A 20,592-nucleotide genomic window follows, 5' to 3' on the forward strand; every position below is an offset into this window, starting at 1 on the left:
AATTCGCTCTCCTGTAAGCGTTCTCCTGCGCTACCGCCTACAAGGTTCGCACGAGCTCGAACCGATCGAACACGGCCCAGGCTCCGGCATTCGCAGACGACCAGACACCGACCTCGATAGTACCGTTGGTCACCGCGATGCCGCTGATCTCGTACGGGGTCCAGACTGCCGTTCCGCTCGCGATCGGAGCGGTTAGCTCCGCGCCGCCGTACCCCTTGGCGTACAACTGCAGCGCCAGGTGTCCCGTGCCGGATCGCGCCCATGCCCTTAGACGGTAGGTCCCGTTCGGCACGGCCAGCGTCTGCCCCGTCAACTGCTGATACGCCGTGCCCGCCCAATGCGTCAGCTTGTAGCTTCCCGCGGCAGGTCCGTCGCCATCCGTCTTCTGTGCGAGCGGGCCGCTATGCCATTCGTTCCATCCGGCCATGCCGCCCGGCTCGAAGCCCGGATTGGCAAGCAGATTGGCCGGCGTAAGCTCGAAAGCGTCGAAGGCCGCCCAATTGCCGGCTTTGGCGTCTGACCAGACGCCGATCTCGATGATGCCATTTGTCACTGCGATCCGATCTATTTCGTACGACTTCCAATATTGCGAGCCGGCACTGGAAATATTCGCTCGCCGCTCGTTGTCCGACGTCTTGGCGTACAGATGGAGCGCGTTCTGCCCGCCGCCCGTTCTCGCTTTCACGCTTAGCCGGTACAAGCCGTTCGGAACGCTCACCGTCTGACGGGTAAGCTGCCGGTAATCGGAAGCCGCCCAATGCGTCAGCTTGCTGGCGCCGTCATACGGCATATCCGTATCGACGCTCTGCGCCGCCACGCCTCCGTTCCATTCGTTCCAGCCGGCCGCGCCTCCCGATTCGAAGCCCGGATTGGCAAGCAGATTGCCCGAAGCCGCGGCTGAAACCGGAATCAGCTCCAGCCAATTCGCGTTCCACCCTCCCGCAAGCGCGGAGAGCCGCAAGGTCTGCGTGCCTGCCGCCAGCGCGACCGTCTCTTGCACGGTCGTCCAGGACTGCCAGCCTCCCGTGCCGGGAACGCTTAGCGTCGCCAAAGACGTTCCGCCCGAGGCGACGCCGACGGCATTAGGCGCTCCTCCTGCATGGCCGCTCGCGACGCGAACCCGAAGTCGATAAGAGCCTGCGACGGGAGCAAAAACGCGATAGTCCATCCAATCTCCCGCATCAATGAAACCAACGTTTAGACCGCCGCTCGCATCCGTCGCCGCCTCGGTCTGCACGCCGAACGAAGCATTGAAGTTCTCCGCTTCGATCGCACCAGGGAGCTCCCGAACGCCAGTTGCCAATGCGTTTAAACCGTAGCCGAGCGGGAACAGCGGCGAGTAGCCGGTGTCATTGAAGTTGGCCGGAATTTGCGCCATGTCGCGAGGCCAAGTAAAGGGCAGCTTGCCCGTGAAGTCGTAGTCGCCGAACAGCACATCGGCCACGCCGGCGCCTTCCGTGCCTGGCAGCCATGCCGCCACGAACGCCTCCCAATTCGGCAGCAGTCCGCCTATGGTCATCGGTCTGCCGGACAGCATGACGACCGCGGTCGGAACGCCGCTTGCCAACACGTTCGCGAGCGCCGCTTGGTCTGCCGCGCCGAGGTTCAAATCCGGACGCGGCTGGCCGGGACCAACGTCGCCCATCATCTCCGCCGACGGCGCTTCTCCGACGACGACGATGGCGGCGTCATGACCTGCGGCTCCCATGCCGTTAGCGGAGTAAGTGACGTTTGCGGCATTTGTCACGGCCCCCTGGATGCCTTGCAAAATCGTCGTGCCCGGCGTTATCCCGCCGGAGGAGCCTTGCCAACTGATCGTCCATCCTCCAGACTGCGTGCCGATATCGCTGGCCTTGGAGCCTGCGACGAACACCTTGGCATTCTTTGAGAGCGGCAGCAGCTTGCCTTCGTTCTTGAGAAGCACCGCGGACTTGCGTACCGCCTCGCGGGCTAGCGCCCGATGCTCCGCTCCTCCGAACGAGCCATCCGTCAACAGCGACGGATCGCCGTAAGGCGCTTCGAACAGGCCAGCCTCGAATTTGACTTTGAGAATGCGCGATACGGCATCGTTAATGCGGGCTTGGCTCACATGCCCTCCGTTTACAAGAGCCGTCAGGGTAGGGATAAATTGCGTCCAGTTGTCCGGCTCCATAAACATGTCGATACCCGCATTCACCGTCGCCTTCAGCGCCTCCGAATAATTGGGATATACGCCCTGGTTCACCAAAGAATACGCCCCGTTCCAATCGGAGACGACCATGCCGTCGAACCCAAGGTCTTGCTTGAGCATCGTAGTGACGAGATAAGGATCGGCATGCATTTTGGCCCCGTTCCAGGTAGTAAGAGAGATCATGACCGATCTTGCTCCAGCCGCGATGGCTTCCCTATAGGGCTGAATGTAGGGGTCCAGCGCGCTCTCCATTAAAGTCACGTTGCCCTGATCGTCGCCCGCCGTCGTGTTGCCGTCGCCCAGCCAATGTTTGATGGTGCCGACGGCCTTCGTCCCCTTCAGAAAACCTGCTTCGCCCGGCCGTCCCTGCAGTCCTTCCACGAACGCCGTTCCCAATCTGGCCACCAAGGCCGAATCCTCGGAGTAACCTTCGTACGTCCTGCCCCAGCGGATATCCTGCGGCGCGCACAAGCACGGCGCAAAATCCCACTGAATGCCAGTGGCTCTAATCTCCCTGGCGGTAGCGGCTCCGATCCGGCGCGCCAGGTCTTCGTCCCCCGTCGCTCCCAATCCGACGTTATGCGGAAAGATCGTCGCGCCATAGACATTATTGTGGCCGTGCACCGCATCTACCCCGTACAAAATGGGGATACCGAGCCGCGTGCCTACCGCTGCCGCCTGGTAGCCGTTCACCATGGAGGCCCAGCTTTCCTTCGTATTGGGGGAAGGATTGGATCCTCCCCCGCTTAATACGGAGCCGATGTAATTGGCTCCTACCTGGGCAGGCGTAGCGGCGAGCCGCTCCACCTGCAGCATTTGCCCAACCTTCTCCTGCAAGGTCATGCGTCCCAGAAGATCCGCCACACGCTGCTCGACTGGCAGAGACGGATTCTGGTAATCGTTCGCGTAAGCTTTGCCGGGAAACGCCGCCATCGTCGCCAGCATAGCCGCGGCCAAAACGGCAGATACCCATTGCTTAAGCTTCATTGTTCCACTCATGGCTTCAGCCTCCTACTCGAACACGCGGAAATCGCTAATGGACCACCAGCTCGGAGAAGCTTCCTTAAGAGTTACCCGAATATAACGGGCTTCCGTAATCGGGAAGTTCGCCGCAATCGTCGCGGATACGCCCTCTCCGCTTGCTACCGTTCTCCAGTTGGAACCATTCGAGGATACTTCGACGACATAACTTCTGGCATAGTCGCTCGTGCTGGCTCCAGAATCCATAATGATGTGATTGAACCAGCGATTCGCCCCCATATCCACTTGGAGCGTCTGGCCGCTTCCCTGCGCCACTCCGCCGCTCCATCTCGTCGATGTGCTCGCGTCAAGGACGTTGCCCGCGCTGCTTCCCGCTTGCGTATGCGAAGCCGATGCCGTCCAGCCTGTCCGCGACAGTTCCTTCTCTCCGTATACTTGCAGATCCGCGATTCCCCACCAATTCGCTGCCGTGCCCGTCTGCACAACACGGATATGACGAGCCGTCTGAACAGGGAATTGCAGAAGCAAGTTCGCGTTCATATTGCTGCCGGAGGCAATCGTCGACCAGCTTGATCCATCATTCGACACTTGGATCTGATAACCTCGCGGATAATCGCTGAAGGAAGCGCCCGTCTCCAGAAGCAGCCGGTTGAAAGTCTGCGTCTTGCCCATGTCGACCGCGTAATATTGTCCGCTTGCCTGGTTAGCGCCGGTGCTCCATCTCGTCGTGAGGCTGCCGTCGAGGGCTCCGCCTGCGGAATCGCCCGCTCCCGTCGACGATGCGCTGGCGGTCCAGCCGCTTCTGTCCAGCGCCGGCTCCGAGTACACATGGAATTCCGAGATCGACCACCATTCATGCGCGCTTCCCGTCTGGACGACCCGGACATATTGGGCATATTGCGGACCTAGCACGATAGCCTGCTTCCAGCCGAAGCCTTGGCCGCTCGCGACCGTCGTCCAATTGCTGCCGTCGTTCGAAATCTGCACCTGATAGCCTCGCGGATAATCCCATTTGCTCCCCGTGCCCGTCTCGAACGAGATTTGATCGAACGCCTTGCGTGCGCCCATATTCACCTGGAACCACTGTCCGTTTGCTTGCGGCGTTCCGCTGCTCCAACGCGTCGAAGCGTTCCAATCCAGGGCGTTGCCCGGCGAACCTCCCGCTTCCGTCGAGGAAGCCGTCGCCGTCCAGCCGCTTTTGTCGATCGGCACCGTAGCCATCCATGGCTGACCGGCCGCGAACCGGCTCACGACGTTAATAAATCTCGTATTCGGCGCGAACTGCGACGTGCCGAATTGGCCGAGCTTAGCCGCGATCGTCGCGGAATTGTCGCTGTTGATAATGGGAAGCGGATTGCTGTTCGAATTGTAGAAGCCCCAGTAGCCGCCCGCCCCTTGATAATGATCCTGCCGGACTTTGTAGGACCAGTTCGTCCATGAAATTTCCAGCGCGTTCAGGCCCGACATAAACTTGGCCCATACGTCGTCGTTATGGTACAGCGAATATTCGCCGAGCAGAATCGGGATATTCCAGTTGGGATCGTTCTGAATCGCTCCCACCTGCGCCACCGTCGTCTCGACGAGCGCATTTTGCGCATCCGCGTCCTTGCCGTTCGGCATATCGTAAGGATGCACCTCGTACACGACGTTCTCCCAGCCATATACGCCAGGCGCGGCAATGCTGCTCCAATTGAAGAACGCCGCGAGGTAGATCGTATGATCGGGATCGATGGCGCGGACGGCATCGTACAACCGGTCGTAATACGCGCTTTTTTGGGCGACGTCGTCGCCATCCTCCGCGTAATCGATCAGCGGCTCGTTGATGAGATCATAGCCTGCAATCGCCGGATTGCCGACGTACCTTGCCGCGATCGCTTTCCAAATATCGACGACCGTGTCCTGATAGGCGGGCGTCGTCCAGAACGCGTTGGGATTAGGACCGACGCGGCCGCAGCTTCCCCACGGACAGCCGCCTCCCGGCACCGTGTGCAGATCAAGCAGGACGTACATGTCTCTCTCCGCCGCTTCGGCGACGATCCAGTCGATGTTGGTCCATGCGCCGGGCTTGACCGCCCCGCTTTCATCGACGATTTCGAACCAGGCGATCGGCACCCGGATGAGATTCATGCCCATGCTTTTGATATTGTCGATATCGCTCTCCACGATCCACGTGTTTTGATGCGTCGTGTAGATGCTCTCTCTCGTCGACGAGCCGAACCGCTGCCCCAAGGTGGAATACAGCGAGTAGTCGTCGTTGTTCAAGCTGACGTTGAGCTCGCCGATCGACCACCAATTGCCGGCGCTGCCCGTCTGATTGATGCGAATGTATCTGGCGCCGACCGCCGGGAAGTTAATAGGCGTCGCCTTGCGCAGACCTTGCCCTGTGGCAACGGTGGTCCAGGAGCTGCCGTTCTGCGATACTTGCACGGTGAAGCCTCTGGGGTAATCTTGCTCCTGCCCGGAATTTTTGGCGTTATCGAGCACGATTTGATTAAAAGTGATTTTAGCTCCGAGATCGATCTGGAACCATTGACCGGGAGCTTGCGCCGCGCCCGTGTTCCACACCGTGCCCGCGTTGCCGTCCCTCACGTTGCCCGGAGAAGCGCCGGACCCGCTGGAGGAGGCGCTCAGCGTCCAGCCCGAACGCTCCAGACTGCCGCCGGAGAACACGGATACGTCCGCGATCGACCACCAGCTCGAGCTGGTGCCCGTCTGCACGATCCGGATCTCCGTCATCCAATACGACCACCAGAACTCGGCATGAATGAACCGGGACGTGCCGATGCCGCTGGCGTATTTGGTCCAGACGCCGTCCGTCAGTCCCCATACCTCGTACCCCAGCGCGTAATCGCCTGCCGATGCCGCTCCAGCGTCGATCAGCACGCGGCTGACTTCGCGGTTCCCGCCGAGATTGATCGTATACGTCTGGCCCGGCATCTGCGCGGCGCCGCTTGTCCATCTCGTGTTCACGTCGCCGTCGACACCCGCCGCGGCGGTGCTTCCGGACCCGGAGGCGAATGCGGTTGCAGTAAACGGACCATTGTTCAGCACGGGATCGCTGAACAGATTAAATTCCGCCACGGACCACCAGTTCGAAGCCGTGCCCGTCTGGCTGATTCGAACGTAATGCGCCACCTGTGGAATCGTGCGAACAACCGTATTCGCGCTTACGGATGCGCCGCTGGCGATGTTGCGCCAAGTCGTCCCGTCGTTCGACGCTTCAATCGTATAACCGCGCGGGTAATCTTCAGGTCTTCCGCCCGCGTCCACATAGAGACGATTGAAAAACGTCGGCGCTCCGAGATTGATCTGCAGCCATTGACCGCTGGCTTGGTTCGCTCCCGTATCCCAATAGGACGTGCTGCTTCCGTCAATCGCATTGCCTGCGTTACCGCCGTTCGCCGAAGCCGTCGCGGTCCAGCCTGTCCGGTCGGCGGCGAACTCGCCCAGAGGCGACATCCAATCCTCTTGCGCAAGCCAGCCCCCGACATTTGTGCCGCGCAACGTCACGATGTCTCCATTGCCGCTATTGTTTTTAATAAACCTCCCGTCCGTCTTCAAGAAATCGGCCGGACCGATCGCCGCTTCCGCCAGTTGCAGCCCCGGTCCCGCGAACAGCGCGGCCTGCGCCAGCAAAGCCAGAATCAGCAGCCTCACCGCGTGAGGCTTGAGTGCAGCCCGAATCCTCGTGTTCCCCATCTTCAACCATCTCCCTTTTGAATGATTGTAACGATGATAACGCTTTCATTTTCCAACAATAGTATACTGCAACCGCTGGATCCGCTCATTCGATTCTGTTAACCTGCCTCATTGCACTATATTGATGGAGGTCAGGCAAAAAATAGAGTTGTAGTTTGGCAATTGAAAGTATTAGACTGTAGATTGAGATCATACTGCATTATAGAGCCTACTCAACAAGGAGACCATATGAATAACAACGATTTTTTGCCTATCATACTTGGAAGCGACGAGAACGCATACGGAAATGTCAGACTGATCCACGAAGCATACGGAATCAAACCGCTGCTGCTGTGCAGCCGCCTGCTTATCCCGACCATGAACAGCAAATTGTTCGATCTCGTTCGCATCGACGATTTCGACCGTGACGACATATTCCCTGGCGCTCTGCTGTCGGTTTTGGAGGGACAAGCTTCCAAGGGCCGCAAGCTGATCGTCATCCCGTGCTCCGACTATTATGCCGGCATGCTGTCGCGTCATTACGACAAATTTAAAGGGCTGATCGCCAACCGCTTCATCTCGCACGAGCTGCTAGACACGTTGGATACGAAGGACAAGTTCTATAAGCTATGCGAGCAGTACGGTCTGGATTATCCGAAAACGATCGTCTGCGAGCCTCATGAGCGGGAGAAAGCGCTGGAGCATATGGATTTCCAGTTCCCGATCATCGTCAAGCCCGAGAACAGCAACGCCTACGACTATTTGCACAGCCAGTTCGAAGGCAAGAAAAAAGTGTTTTTCTTCAAGTCGAAGGACGAATATTTTACAATGGTACGCAGCATGAACAAATCCGATTATAGGGGCAAGCTGATCATCCAGGAATTTATTCCCGGCGAAGACAGCTCGATGCGCGTCATTAACAGCTTCTCCAACAACGATGGCGTCGTCAAGATGATGTGCTTGGGCCAGCCCGTGCTGGAGGAATACGCGCCGAAAACGCTCGGCAATTACGCCGCGATCATTTCGCGCTCCGACATGGCTATTTATCGCAAAATCAAGGAGTTCCTCGAAAACATCGGTTATGTCGGCTATTCCAACATCGATATGAAATTCGACAACCGTACGGGCAAATATATGCTGTTCGAAATCAACCCTCGGCTGGGGAGAAGCAGCTTCTTCGTTCGTGCGGCCGGACTCAACATGATCACCGCTATGATCGACCAAGTCGTCTATGGCAAAAACACGGATTGCGTCTACGGCAACGGGACCGGCCTTTGGACCAATGTCCCTAGAACGGTACTGCGCAAATACGTTACGGAGCCGGCCTTGGCGGCCGAAATAAAGGGGCTGTACAAGGAAAAGAAGGTGCTTTACTCTATCTGGTACAAAAAAGACCTGAACCTGAAACGGATTATTCGGATATCCCGTTACTACTACAGCCACGTCAAAAACTTCAAACATTACTACTTCGATAAGAAGCAGGCAAATGCGGTGAGTGACAAGCAGCGTCTACACTCTTAAGATCAGTCTCGCAAGAACAGCTTCTTAAGCCGCATAAAGGACAAAGAAGCTTCCAAACCACATCTCGTGGCTGGAAGCTTCTTTTTTAATGGATGTTTCAGTTGCAACAAGAAGCCGCTCTGCGGGAGCGGCCTCATTCAAGCTTGTCCAATATTGTAGAAACAAGATTCATTCTTTTCCTGACGATTGAAAAGCTTTGTTGTAACACTTGCGACAAACGGGTTTATAATCCTCATTGCCGCCGATTTGAATCTGCTCTCCCGAATGGACTGGCTGGCCGTCGCGGAAGCGGATGACCATCGTCGCTTTACGGTCGCAGTACCAGCAAATCGTCTTGATTTCTTCGATCTTGTCTGCTTGCACCAATAAATTATAGCTGCCTTCGAACAACTGGTTCTGGAAGTCATTTTTCAGGCCGAACGCCATCACGGGAATATTGAGCTCATCGACTACGCGCGTCAGTTCCAGTACGTGATGCCTCTTCAGGAACTGCGCCTCGTCGATCAGCACGCAATAGATTCGGCCCTTCGACTCGAGCTGAGCCTTAACGTTCTCGAACATGTTCGTATCTTCGTCTACCGCAATCGCTTCGCGCTCGAACCCGACGCGGGAACCCACTCGGTCGCAATTCCCTCTGGCGCCGATTGTCGGTGAATAGATTAAGACTTGTTTGCCTTGCTCCTCGTAATTATGGGCTACCTTTATAATTTCGAACGACTTGCCGCTGTTCATCGTGCCGTATTTGTAATAAAGCTGTGCCAACCTGCGATCTCCTCCACCATCTGACTCGTGGATTTTATTATACCGCTTCTACCTGCTTCTTGTCTTTCTCCTGCTTGCTGCCCGACAGGAACCAACCGCAGAGCGCAATAGCTACAAGCACGGCATAGAACGTCAGCTTCCAGCCCGTCGATTCGGCAAAATCATGCGGAATGACATGCAGCGAAGGATGCGCCAACGTATGAACAGCCAGCTTGACGCCCACCCAGCCGACGATACAGAAAGCAGCGATCTCGAGGCCTGGTCTGCTCTCCAGCAGCTTGACAAACAAGGTTGCAGCGAAACGCATAATAATTAATCCGATGAAGCCGCCCAAAAAGATAACAATGAAGTGTCCGCCATCCATGCCGCCGAACTTCGGCAATCCCGATGCCGGGAGCGCAACCGCAAGAGCAACTGCCGCCAGGATAGAATCGATCGCGAATGCGATATCCGCCACTTCAACCTTGAAGACGGTCATCCAGAAGCCGCTTTGCTTTTTCTCCTTGCCGGCCGACTTGTCGGCAGCAACTTCACCCTTCTTGACAACCACTTTCCGGAAGATGTGATTAAGCGCGATAAAGAGAAGATACAGAGCGCCGATCGCTTGCACTTGCCATACGTCGACGAGGAATGAGATAACAAATAACGACAAGAATCGGAATACGAATGCGCCGGCGAGTCCGTAAAACAATGCGCGTTTCCGCTGCTCGTCGGGCAGATGCTTAACCATAATCGCAAGCACGAGCGCGTTATCCGCAGCGAGCAATCCTTCCAGCGCCACTAGTACAAGCAGCACCCAACCATACTCCAACAATAATCCTAATTCCATTTCCATACCCTCCACATTTTTAATATTTCCTTCCGTAGTACCTCTTACACGAAAAAAAGACCTTTGCCTCTCAACGCGATAGATTTTACGCGTTTGATGGCAAAGGTCTCGCTAACAATACCCTGTCGGCATTGCCAATAAAGCCGGAGAAGCAAGCTTCTCGTAATGACGACTTTACTGTTGCAGCTACTCCCCTTTGAAGGGTGATCATCCGTTTCCGTGTTGCACAGGGATACATACGGCGAGCAGATTCAAATGGTTTCAATATTTTTTTACCACAATAAAAAAATATGATTTCAAGAAGCTCCGGTAGAAGTTTTCTCATTTTTTTTTGCAGCCAATCGAAAACTGCTGCTATGATTAGAAACGAAAACAAATCATGCGAAGGAGTGCCCGACATGCCGCTACAGGAATTAGACGAACATCAATTGAAGCAACTGGCCGCTGCACAAGTAGGCAGAACTGCCGTCCTCTTTACAACGCCGCTATGCGGCACCTGCAAAGTCGCCGAGCGGATGCTTGAAATCGTCGAGGCGGCCGGGAGTGACTATCCTCTGTACAAAACGAATATTAACTTCACACCCCGGTTGCGCGACGACTGGCAGATCGAAAGCGTTCCTTGTCTTGTTTTGCTGAAAAACGGGAAGGTTATATCAAAAGAATATGCTATGCGTTCGGTGGACTATTTGTATTCGCTTATGAAATCGTCCAATTAGCCGAGCGCCTAGATACAATATTATGCTTTAGTTCATAATATCTGATAACTGCTTCGTACTCGCGACGAGATGGATGCCTGTCATTGTTCGAAGCGATCCTGACACTATGCCCGCAAGTTGTCCGTTCTCGTCGATAACCGGTCCTCCCGACATGCCGCTGGCGATTTGGGCAGAGATCAAAATGCGCTCGCGGCTATTAATGTCAGCGGTAGGCGCATTAACGATGCCTTCCGTAATGATCGGCGTGTTCTTAAGCGGATAACCGATGGCGAATATTCGTTCGCCATGCATTACGGGCTCCTCGCGGAGCGGAAGAGACACGTATGATTTACCTGCGGCAAGCTTGGGTAATGGAAGTTGAAGCACGGCTGTATCCGTTTGTTCGTCGTAGGACATTACCTTGACGTTCTTCACGACGGTACCGTCCGCTAGCGTTGCTTCAAGCGACGCCGCCCCCTGCACGACATGGTAAGCGGTAGCCGCCTTTCCGTTCCCCGATAGGAGAAAGCCGGTGCCAACCGATCGCAGAGTTCCCGATTCCGTCACGTTCCTCAGATAGAATACGGCATTCTGGGCTTCACGATAAACTTCTTTCGCAATCAACGGTTCCGTTTCAAGCGCCTCTGTTTGATTCATATAGGTTGTCAGACCGACCAAAGTAACTGCGATTAGAAGCATCCACCAGATACTCATCTTTCGGTTCATCGGCGATTCCCCCTTCTCCTTTTCATCGAGATGGCCCCCGGCCTTCATAGCGACCGGGAGCCAACTTGTAACCTCGTCTCAATCTGTTAGCGCTTCGCCGCTCCCATGATTTCATCGTAAGCCCAATGATCTTCAGGCACGTCATGGAATCGAATCGACGCATTGGCTTTAGTGGCCGTATGCAAAATATTGTTCAGCAGCACGATAGCCTCGGCGCGCGATAAGAGTCTGTCAGGACGGAACGTTCCGTCTGGATAACCATTCACGTAACCAGCCTCCACGAAGACTCTCACATAATCCCCCGACCAATGTTTCTCCGTATCTGAGAATGGCGACTTGCCACCCTTCCCGATATCCAATCCCAAGATTCTGGAGAGCATGACAACGAACTCCGCTCTCGTTAAGCCTTTCTCCCCTTGGAATGTGCCATCCGGATAACCTTGAACGATTCCTGCCGAAGCAAACTTCGCTACCGCGCTTGCGTTCTTCCCGGTTACGTCCCCGAATGTGGAGGCGATCGGCGTTGCCTCAAAGTCGATTAACAGCGCCAGCGCCGTAATTAATTCCTGGCGAGTAATGGCTTCGTTTGGACGGAATGAGGTTCCTTTGCCCGCCATGTAACGAATCTCGGACGCATTCTTCTTCACTTCGTAGTCAGCCGGCTTCGTAGTGTAGCGAACGCTATATACGGTGTCGTCTTTGCTCGTCATGAACTTAATCGTCATGTCGCCCGTTACCCAAATTTCGCCCGTATAGACAGAACTATTCTTCGTAGGTGCCGTGCCGTCCGTCGTGTAGTACACGATGGCATCATCCGGAACGGACAGCTTCACGATGCTATTTACGGCAGCTTGTACAGGTTCTTTGCCGTCAAGCGGGATATCGCGATCGCCTATCGTCATCTTCGGCTCCACGGGAGCAGGTGGCAGCATCGGTACTCCGCCTCCGCCAAAGACGGCTTTGAGAGTCCATTTGCCCGTCGACGTCGCGCTTAATTCCTTGTCGTCCGCAAAAGTGATCGCCCTCACCGTTGTCGTAGCCTTAAGCTCCAATGGAACTTCATATACTTTCGTTCCTTCTTTGCCCGGCACCGGTTCGGTTCCGTTGACCGTGTAATAGATAATTCCATCCGGTTCTGTCGTTGTCAGCCCGACAACGAGCGTACCTTCGAACTGCCCATCGGGTTGGTTGAAGGCTGGAGCGGCGGCTGTCTCCTCAAACAGAAGAGCCGTGCGACGAATCAATACTTCGCGTTTTGGTTGTCCCACTGCCGCAACGCTCAAGACAACGTCGCCGCTAGGCGCGGTCACTCTGCCCGCCATAGTTGCTCCGGAAGCCGTAAGACTCGCACCTGTCGCGCTCCAAGGAATATCGGAAATTCGCGTTAGCGAGAACTGGCCTATGGCTCCGTAAATTGTCATTCCGTCTGGCAACGCGATTGCAACCGCGCTTACACGGGAACGAGTACTGTCAGCGAATGCTTGCAACTGCGGATAATAGCCAGCCGCTGCTTTCCAATCAGCGGACGCAAGACCATTAGGCAAAGCATTGGTCGATAGCGCAGCACCGTTCATGCCCAATGCCCCTACCGTGCTTCCACCCGCAACGCGCTTGCCCGTTCCGTCGTAGAATGCGGTGTCCGTCTTCAACATCTGACGGTTGTAGAATCCGTCCTGAATCGTAGCTGCATCTTCTTTCTGACCTGCGATACCTCCAAAGAAGGTCTGGTTGCGAGCAATCTTGCCATTGGTTCCAGCCAAGGCTTCCGCCGCGTTTACAACATCTGAGATGCTGCCGCCAACAGCATGTCCGACGATACCGCCGGCTCTTGTCAAGGCACTGCCGGAAGCTGCAATATTACCCGAAAAGAAGGCATTGGAGATGCTTCCTCCGCTGATTCCAGCAATACCTCCGGCAGCAGCCTCACCGGCATCTACCGCCGTTACCTTGGCATAGGAGAATACATTCTCGAGCTGGCCGGATGCAGCATGATCGCCGGCAATACCGCCAGCCGTTACTCCGCTCACGGTTCCCGTCGATGAAGCTACCGCGATGGAACCCTTATTGATTCCCGCGATTCCGCCAACGACTCCCCCGTTAACCGTACCCGAAACGTTAGTGTTTTCGATTTCTCCGCCGAGTTCATTGACGCCTGCCACAGTGCCGACTGCATCCGTGTTCGCCGATCCGGAAGAGAACTCGGCGTTAACGAATTGCAGGTTAGCAATCCGACCGTAGTTGACTGTCGCGAAGCCCTGCGGACCGCTTTGACCTTTCAAACTCACGCCGGTAATGGTATGCCCGTCTCCATCGAACGCTTCACGGAAATCCTCGAAAGGCGTCCAAATCATTCCCGTCAAATCGATGTCCGCTCCAAGCAGAATATCGGAATCAGGCGTCTCCGTAGCTGCACGGTTGTACAATCGATAGAAGTCCAAGCCCGTCGAATCATTCGCCAGCAGCACTGCCGTGAACAATTGGTAAGGGTTCAGAATGAAATAAGGGTCTTCTGAAGCACTCATTAACAATGTCGTATCCGTACGCAATTGCCAATCGTCAAGCCGTAGCTCCGCGAGCTTGTTCTCGTTCGCAAGACCGGACAAGCTGCCGAGGTTGTGGCCGATTGCCGGGATGGCCGCCGCATGGCTCGACTCCTCGATGCTGCCTCCGCGATATTGGTAGCCTAAGAGCGCGCCCCTATAGGCGCTTGCTCCTGCCGCGGCAAGCGAAATTGATTCCGCATGCGCATATACGGTGTCGAGTTCCCCGTCGTTATAGCCGGCAAATCCGCCGATATACGCGCGAGTCGCATGATTAACGCCAGTTGCGGAGAGTGTTGTTTGGACGGCATAACCTTTCTCTACCCTTGCCCCGCGCTCAATGGCACCGGCAAACCCGCCCGTACGCGTATCGAAACCGGTATTGCTTACGTTGCCGGAAGCATAAGCTTGAGATACGTCATAACGATTGATTGAACCCGCAAATCCGCCAGCAAGCGCGGTTGTTTTAATGTTGGAAGTTACGCTGCCCGTCGCATAAGCCCATTCTAGCTGCGCTTCAGGCAATGCCGGGTTGTATCCAAGCACGCCCGCGAAACCGCCGACTTGAACAGAATCCTCTTGGTTTGCGCTTGTTGCTCCAACGGCCATATTCGTGCTGACATGACTCATGTCCGTACCGCTTGCTTCGCCTACGAAGCCGCCGACATGCGCGGCTGGAAGCTCGGGGAGCCTTGTAACCGGCTTCGAAACTTCGATCTTCGCATCCTGCTCGGATGTCACAAACGTATAATGGATAGAGCCGCCAGAGGCAAGACCTACTGCTCCGCCAACATAATTAATCGTGTTTTCGGTAGCATATGCTCCGCCATGCGTATCCGCAGATACGATAATGCCGTTGCTTATGCCTGCAATGCCGCCAAGCGCGGCCAATTTTGCGCCGTTAACCGATACGGATGCGTCGGTTTCGCTGAAGTAAATCGAGGCGCTCGATTTTCCGACGATACCGCCGGTCGCAATCTCGGCTGTATTGCCAATACCGCTGGCTTTGATCTCTATGGCAGGAACGACCGCTTCATAGATGCCTACGTAATAAGGCAGTTTCGAACCTAATTCAAAGTATCGATCGCGATCGGTCGCCAGCATCTCGCCTGCGATGCCTCCGATTGCAGACTGTCCGCCGCTCGCCGTGAAAGCAAAAACCGGCTGTACGCTGGCCTCTCGCAACAGGCTGTCCAGGCCTTCGCCGGCAATGCCGCCGATATTGGCTTGAACGCTTCGAGCCGTCAGGTTGCCTTCAAATGAAAGATCAAAAGCCGCAGCATTCGTAATGGAGCCGAAAAGTCCACCGACGGCACCTTCCGCCGCTCCTTCCGGCGTTGTCAAGGATACGCCGTTCGCTTTGAGAGATTCGACATCGTACTGATCCGCTGCTTGTCCTTCCTTCGCTCCTATTACGGCACCGACCGTTCCTCCGATGACAGGCGCTGCAGTCTCGTCCGCCGAGAATGCCAGACGTTTCACCGTGTTGCCGCCATCCGACGCACCCACGATGCCGCCGGCAATAGAATTCGCGCCGATCGACTTGATGGTGCCTTCTTGCAGTCTGAATTTAATATCCGTCAACTCGCCAGCTACGTATTGACCGATAAATCCTCCCGCAATGCCGCCAATGCCGCTAGCCGATATTTCATTTTGAAGTATGATGTCAAAGTCGGCTACATTGCCTGCCGATTGACGACCGACATGTCCGCCGATCACCGCTCCGTTAGCTGAACTCCGAACCGTTCCAAGCAGGACAAGCTCTGTCCAGTCTGACGGTATCAGGTCGCTGCTGTTGTCGCCGAATAAAGCGCCGCCAGCGGCTTCCGTTCCGACGGCTTCAATAATCGCTCCGGTTGGGAAATGAAGGGCAATGTCTTCAACCGAACCTGTATTGCGTCCCGCCAGGCCGCCAACCGACTGTCCCGTTAATGTCGTCTCTTCCGTTAATTCTACTTTGATGTTGGACAAAGAACCATGGTTGATTGCGGCTACAGTTCCTGTATACCCGTTGCCAATAATCGTGCGAGGCTCAAGGACGACATGATCCAGTACGCCCGACTCGCCGATGACTCCGAACAAGCCGCTCATATCCTGTCCCGGTTCTACGGAAAGCCCGTCAATCAAATGTCCGCCACCGTCGAATGTTCCCTCGAACGGAGTCGTTTCGCTTGCACCCACGGAAGTCCAGTTCTCCGATTGAATATGAATCGGATTAACAACGCGAATGGTTTTTCCAGCGAAATCCTCGCGCTCTCGTCCCAATACCGTTCCGTTAACAAGCTGCGCCAAGCCCGCCAGTTCTGCTTCGCTGCGAATCTCGAACGTGATCGCATCCGGATTGCGAGTGTACCAGTTCAAACTGGCGTTAACGCCCGGAGTCGTGCCTCCGCCGCTGTTCGCCTTGCGAATCAGCTCAGGGTACAAGTATCTTGCGTTCACGGAACCATAGCGCCATACTGCAGTTTCCTCGTTGCCCGCATCGGCGAATATCCATCCGGATAGTGCCGGAAAGGCCGTACGATCGCGTAGCGTTTCTTCCAGCAACGTGCTTAGACGAGCCGGTACGTTCAGCCAACGAATATTGCCCTCTGCGAAGTCGGGCAAATCTTTATTAATGCCTGCCGCGTCATCCTTCAGGTAATACGTCTTATAAATCAGGTTCGTGCTGGTATTGTCATACCGTCCCGCGAAACCTCCGCCTTCGGCGCTTGCCGTGGCTTCCACGCTAACCGCGGAATAACTTTCGGCAATTTCGCCCGCTACGATTCGGCCTGCGAAACCGCCTGCCAAGCTTCCCGTCTTGCTGGCCAGAACTCGCCCGCCGGAATAGGAATGACGGATCGAGCCGCCGAGCTGTTCGCCAACAAGCCCTCCTACAAGGCTATAGTCGCCGCCGGCGGTCACGTTGGACACGCTGTACGACTTGGCGATGCGGCCTTCATTCACGCCGACCAGACCGCCGACTGCGACCGCCTTGGACGAGGTACCTGTAGCTTGCGACGTCACGTCGATGTCGATGTAAGAAGATAAAATGGCACCTTCATTCAAACCTACAAGACCACCAGCCGTAATATTCTGCCCCTGAACGGAGAGATTCGCGTTGGCATACGTGTAGTACAATGTGCCCGCTTCGATATTGACACCCGTATGACCGCCAACGATGCTGCCATCGCCCCTGGAGAGAAGCACGCTCTTGTCGATAACGCTGTTATTCGCTACCAGGCTGCCGTTCACGCCTACAAGCCCGCCTACGACCGCATTCGGACCGCGGCTATCGATCAGCGGAGAGCTTGCGTTATTGACATTGCCAATCAGCCTCGTATTCTGAATCGTGCTTGGCGTAGATGCCGGATCGGCGCCTGCATCGATCGATCTGGTATCGTTGACGCCTATCGCTCCACCAAGCACGGCTTCATACGCCGCTGCCAGACCGCGGATGCCCAGCGTCTCCAAATAGCTGTCTTTAATGACGGCCGTGCCCGTACCCTCATAGTAACCGGCGATGCCGCCAACTTTGTTCTGCGAACCATTAATGCTGATATTGATGACCGAACCATAGATGGAGTCGATTGCCGTATGGACGCCGTGGCCCATTACGCCGCCTACGAGCGCGTTGCCGGCATTCGTCGTTGTCGTCACAAACAACTGTTGAAGATTCAGATTGTCCAATCCGCCAATCCCCTCGATGCTGCCGCCTTCCGATTGTCCGGCAATACCGCCCGCGTATATGTCAGGCGCATTGATCGTCAGGATAACGTAATCGGAATTTTCCGCTTTCGTTACGGGATTGGTAATCGTAGTATCATTGGCTACGCCCGCGATTCCCCCCATGCGAACGTTCGCCGCGTTAGCCGTCAGGAGAATTGCTTCCAACGATAAAGATGTAGCATTTTCAATAACGGGATCCGTCGCTTCTTCATCAAGCGGTTCCGAAACGCCGGCGATACCGCCGATGATCGCCCCTTCCGCATCGGCCACCAGTGCCATGTTTACAGAGGTTACGTTCGCTAGAGTCCCATGATGAGAAGCCGCTATACCGCCGCCTCGGTTCGAAGCTCCTTTCAGAGCAATACTGCCGTCGGTTGCCGTTGCGTTTACGATCGTAGCGTCATTTCGTCCTACAATTCCGCCAGCCGAAATATCCTCGCCGAGTGCCGTAATTGTTGTACGAAGACCGTCAATCTTCGTAGACTCCGCTGCCTGAGCACCCTCGTTCCAGCCGATAACGCCGCCTGCAACATTGCTGTCGCCTGATGCATCGACTGTTATATCCGTCGTTTCAACAACGACTGACGATGAATCGCTGCGGCCGATCGCTCCGCCGATAACGACATGAGAGGCTTCTGCCGCTACAGTAAGCGACTCCACCGATACCGGGGACTCGATCGTACCAGCGATAGCCGTATCCGTCAGTTGTCCCGCAATGCCGCCAAGCATATAGCCGCTGCGTCCCGTCTCATTTAACAATGCCAATCGGGCTGCCGATGAGCCTGTAATCGTCAAGGAATCGGTGTTGACGCCAATGACGCCTCCCGCGGTGAATGCAAGCTCGTTGCCTGCGACCGCATCGGCTCCAATAATAACCGTATTGTCGATGCTGGCCATTTCATCGCCGACAACGGCATTATTCACGAGACCTTGCGCTTGCGCCGCTACGCCGCCTGCAACGCCGCTAGCCGTTAGAAGCGTCATATCCAAATAAGCGATATTCGCTCCATCCAGCTCGCCGTTCAGGTAACCCGCAACGCCGCCAAGCTTCCCGTCGGAAACGATGGTGGCATATTCCTCTGCGGATTTTCCTGCCGATGCATTCTTAAACAGACCATAACCGGCGTAACCCGCGATGCCGCCGGAGTAAGTGTATGCTCCGCCGCCACTTGCTTCCAATACACCGTTAAACGTTAACGATGCAAGCTCCGCCAAGCTCCCTGCCGGCTTTGCGTAATAGCCTACAATGCCGCCGGTCGCAACATAATCGCTTTCGGTCGAAGTCGTTGCCGTTACGTAGATGTCGCTGCCGAACGTCAAGCCCGCCATGCCGTGATCCGCGGCATCGGCAGATAGCGTACCGACGTAACCGCCGGTATGAATCCGGCTATCGCCATTGACGATAATATCGCCGGTACTGCTCACGTTGCCTGCGCCTATGCCGGCGAATGTCCGGTTGCCCGCGATGCCTCCCGTGTACAAGCCCGTATTTCCTTCTACCGTGACGGCTCCGCTGTTTCCGTACACGCCAAGCACAACGCTCTCCAGCAGAATCCGGTCTCTCGAGAAGCCGACGAGACCTCCGGTGTAAACTTCGTTTAGCATGCCTGCCGAAACTTTAGGCGTTACGTTAATCGTTCCGCTATTTCTCGCGCCTGTCGTCCACTGCACTTGTTTCTCAGCATGGCCGACAAGTCCTCCCGTATGCACTTCTTCGCTTCCCGTTGCGACTATCGCAACCGAAGACGAGGTATCATTCGTGAAGACAAGCGTCGTATTGAGATATCCCGCGATACCGCCCGTATATACGTTCGATCCGCCGTTATTCGTCACGCTTCCGCTATTCGCGAAGTTCAACCGGACGGGGTGCTCTCCCGTCTCTCCCAACATCGCACCAACCAATCCACCTGCCGCCGACTCGATTGCATCAGGTGCGTCGAGCAGCACGGCGCCATTGTTCGTCGTAGACAAAGAGAATGTAGCGATACCGTCCGTCTTGCCGACGATGCCGCCCGCGTAACTCCAATGTCCGTTCCGTACCGTTACAGCGCCCGTATTCAGAATCGGAGTTTCATCCTGTTCCATTTGCAAGAAACCGGCCGAATGGCCGACGATGCCGCCGGCAGCCATGTCTCCGTCAAGCCCGGCCTTCTCAACCGTCACGTTGCTGTTATTCGTAACCCGGAGGACGGTAACCCCTTGCGGGCCGCCATAACCGACGATCCCGCCGGCAGCCGCGTCTTGAGCGGTTGCTTCAAGCGATCCCGAATACACGGATCTGGATACCGTGCCTTCCGCATATCCGGCAATGCCGCCAGCATAGACGTCTTTGCCCGAAGCGGTTACCGTGATCGGCACGCCGCTTTCCATGTCGTAGACCGTGCCCAGGCCGATAATCTTGCCCACGACGGATCCGGCATAGATGGCATCTCCGGCAGCCGTTACATCAATCGAGGAACTCGCCCCGTCGATTGAAAAGCCGCCGATTGTCGCGTTTGCCGCGTTGCCAACCAATCCGGCATACGTCATGCCGCCGAGAACGTTCATGCCCGACACGGTGAAGTCTTGTCCAACAGGCGTGAACAATGTACCGCGGAACGGATTGTTCTCCGTGCCGATAGGCACCCAATCATGCGCCGACAAATCGATATTTGCCGCGATCTGCAGTATTTTCCCTTCAAAGCCGTTAACGCTCCCCGCGTTGACCAGCTTGGCTATGCCTGCCAGCTTCTCCGCGGAGTCAATCGTATACGTGTCGTTGTTCGGATACGAATCGTACCAGTCCGTCTGCGCGTAATCCGTCCATTTCGTGCCGCTTGCGCCAGCCGCTAGCATCCATACGCCCAGCATTGCCGCTGCCAACGCGCCAACCAGAGTCAAGCGGATCGTCGTCTTGCTCTTCCCCTTCATTCATACACCGCCTTAACAGAATAACTTCATGCAAGAATGGCATTGGCAGGGCCCCATCAGGTGCCCTGC

General features: G+C 55.8%; 8 protein-coding genes. 2 read left to right on the forward strand and 6 right to left on the reverse strand.

What is annotated here, in order from left to right; genetic code table 11:
• Nucleotides 1–37: 37 nt before the first annotated feature.
• Nucleotides 38–3,169, reverse strand: coding sequence for a glycoside hydrolase family 3 N-terminal domain-containing protein (locus KJW29_RS17335; protein ID WP_214630715.1), 3,132 nt, complete (start codon nucleotides 3,167–3,169; stop codon nucleotides 38–40).
• 12 nt (nucleotides 3,170–3,181) lie between these two features.
• Nucleotides 3,182–6,850: a discoidin domain-containing protein gene (locus tag KJW29_RS17340; protein WP_214630716.1), complete on the reverse strand. Its 3,669-nt coding sequence runs from the start codon at nucleotides 6,848–6,850 to the stop codon at nucleotides 3,182–3,184.
• A gap of 228 nt (nucleotides 6,851–7,078) precedes the next feature.
• On the opposite strand from KJW29_RS17340, the gene KJW29_RS17345 reads away from it, so the two are divergent.
• Complete coding sequence (locus KJW29_RS17345) at nucleotides 7,079–8,350, forward strand: carboxylate--amine ligase (RefSeq protein ID WP_214630717.1); 1,272 nt, start codon at nucleotides 7,079–7,081, stop codon at nucleotides 8,348–8,350.
• 168 nt (nucleotides 8,351–8,518) lie between these two features.
• Here the strand turns inward: KJW29_RS17345 and KJW29_RS17350 are convergent, their stop codons facing one another.
• Nucleotides 8,519–9,112, reverse strand: coding sequence for a thymidine kinase (locus KJW29_RS17350; protein ID WP_214630718.1), 594 nt, complete (start codon nucleotides 9,110–9,112; stop codon nucleotides 8,519–8,521).
• Between the two features lie 37 nt (nucleotides 9,113–9,149).
• On the reverse strand, nucleotides 9,150–9,941 hold the full coding sequence (locus tag KJW29_RS17355; RefSeq protein ID WP_214630719.1) for a TerC family protein: 792 nt from the start codon (nucleotides 9,939–9,941) through the stop codon (nucleotides 9,150–9,152).
• Nucleotides 9,942–10,339: 398 nt separating this feature from the next.
• Here KJW29_RS17355 and KJW29_RS17360 point away from each other — a divergent pair, with 398 nt between their 5' ends.
• On the forward strand, nucleotides 10,340–10,657 hold the full coding sequence (locus KJW29_RS17360) for a thioredoxin family protein (protein ID WP_214630720.1): 318 nt from the start codon (nucleotides 10,340–10,342) through the stop codon (nucleotides 10,655–10,657).
• A gap of 27 nt (nucleotides 10,658–10,684) precedes the next feature.
• Here the strand turns inward: KJW29_RS17360 and KJW29_RS17365 are convergent, their stop codons facing one another.
• Nucleotides 10,685–11,362, reverse strand: a complete 678-nt coding sequence (locus KJW29_RS17365) for a S1 family peptidase (RefSeq protein ID WP_214630721.1) — start codon at nucleotides 11,360–11,362, stop codon at nucleotides 10,685–10,687.
• Nucleotides 11,363–11,448: 86 nt separating this feature from the next.
• Nucleotides 11,449–20,523 carry an S-layer homology domain-containing protein gene (locus KJW29_RS17370; protein WP_214630722.1) on the reverse strand — a complete coding sequence of 3,025 codons (9,075 nt, stop codon included), beginning with the start codon at nucleotides 20,521–20,523 and terminating at the stop codon, nucleotides 11,449–11,451.
• Nucleotides 20,524–20,592: the final 69 nt, after the last annotated feature.

The organism is Paenibacillus agaridevorans (genome assembly GCF_018604145.1).
GTDB lineage: Bacteria > Bacillota > Bacilli > Paenibacillales > Paenibacillaceae > Pristimantibacillus > Pristimantibacillus agaridevorans.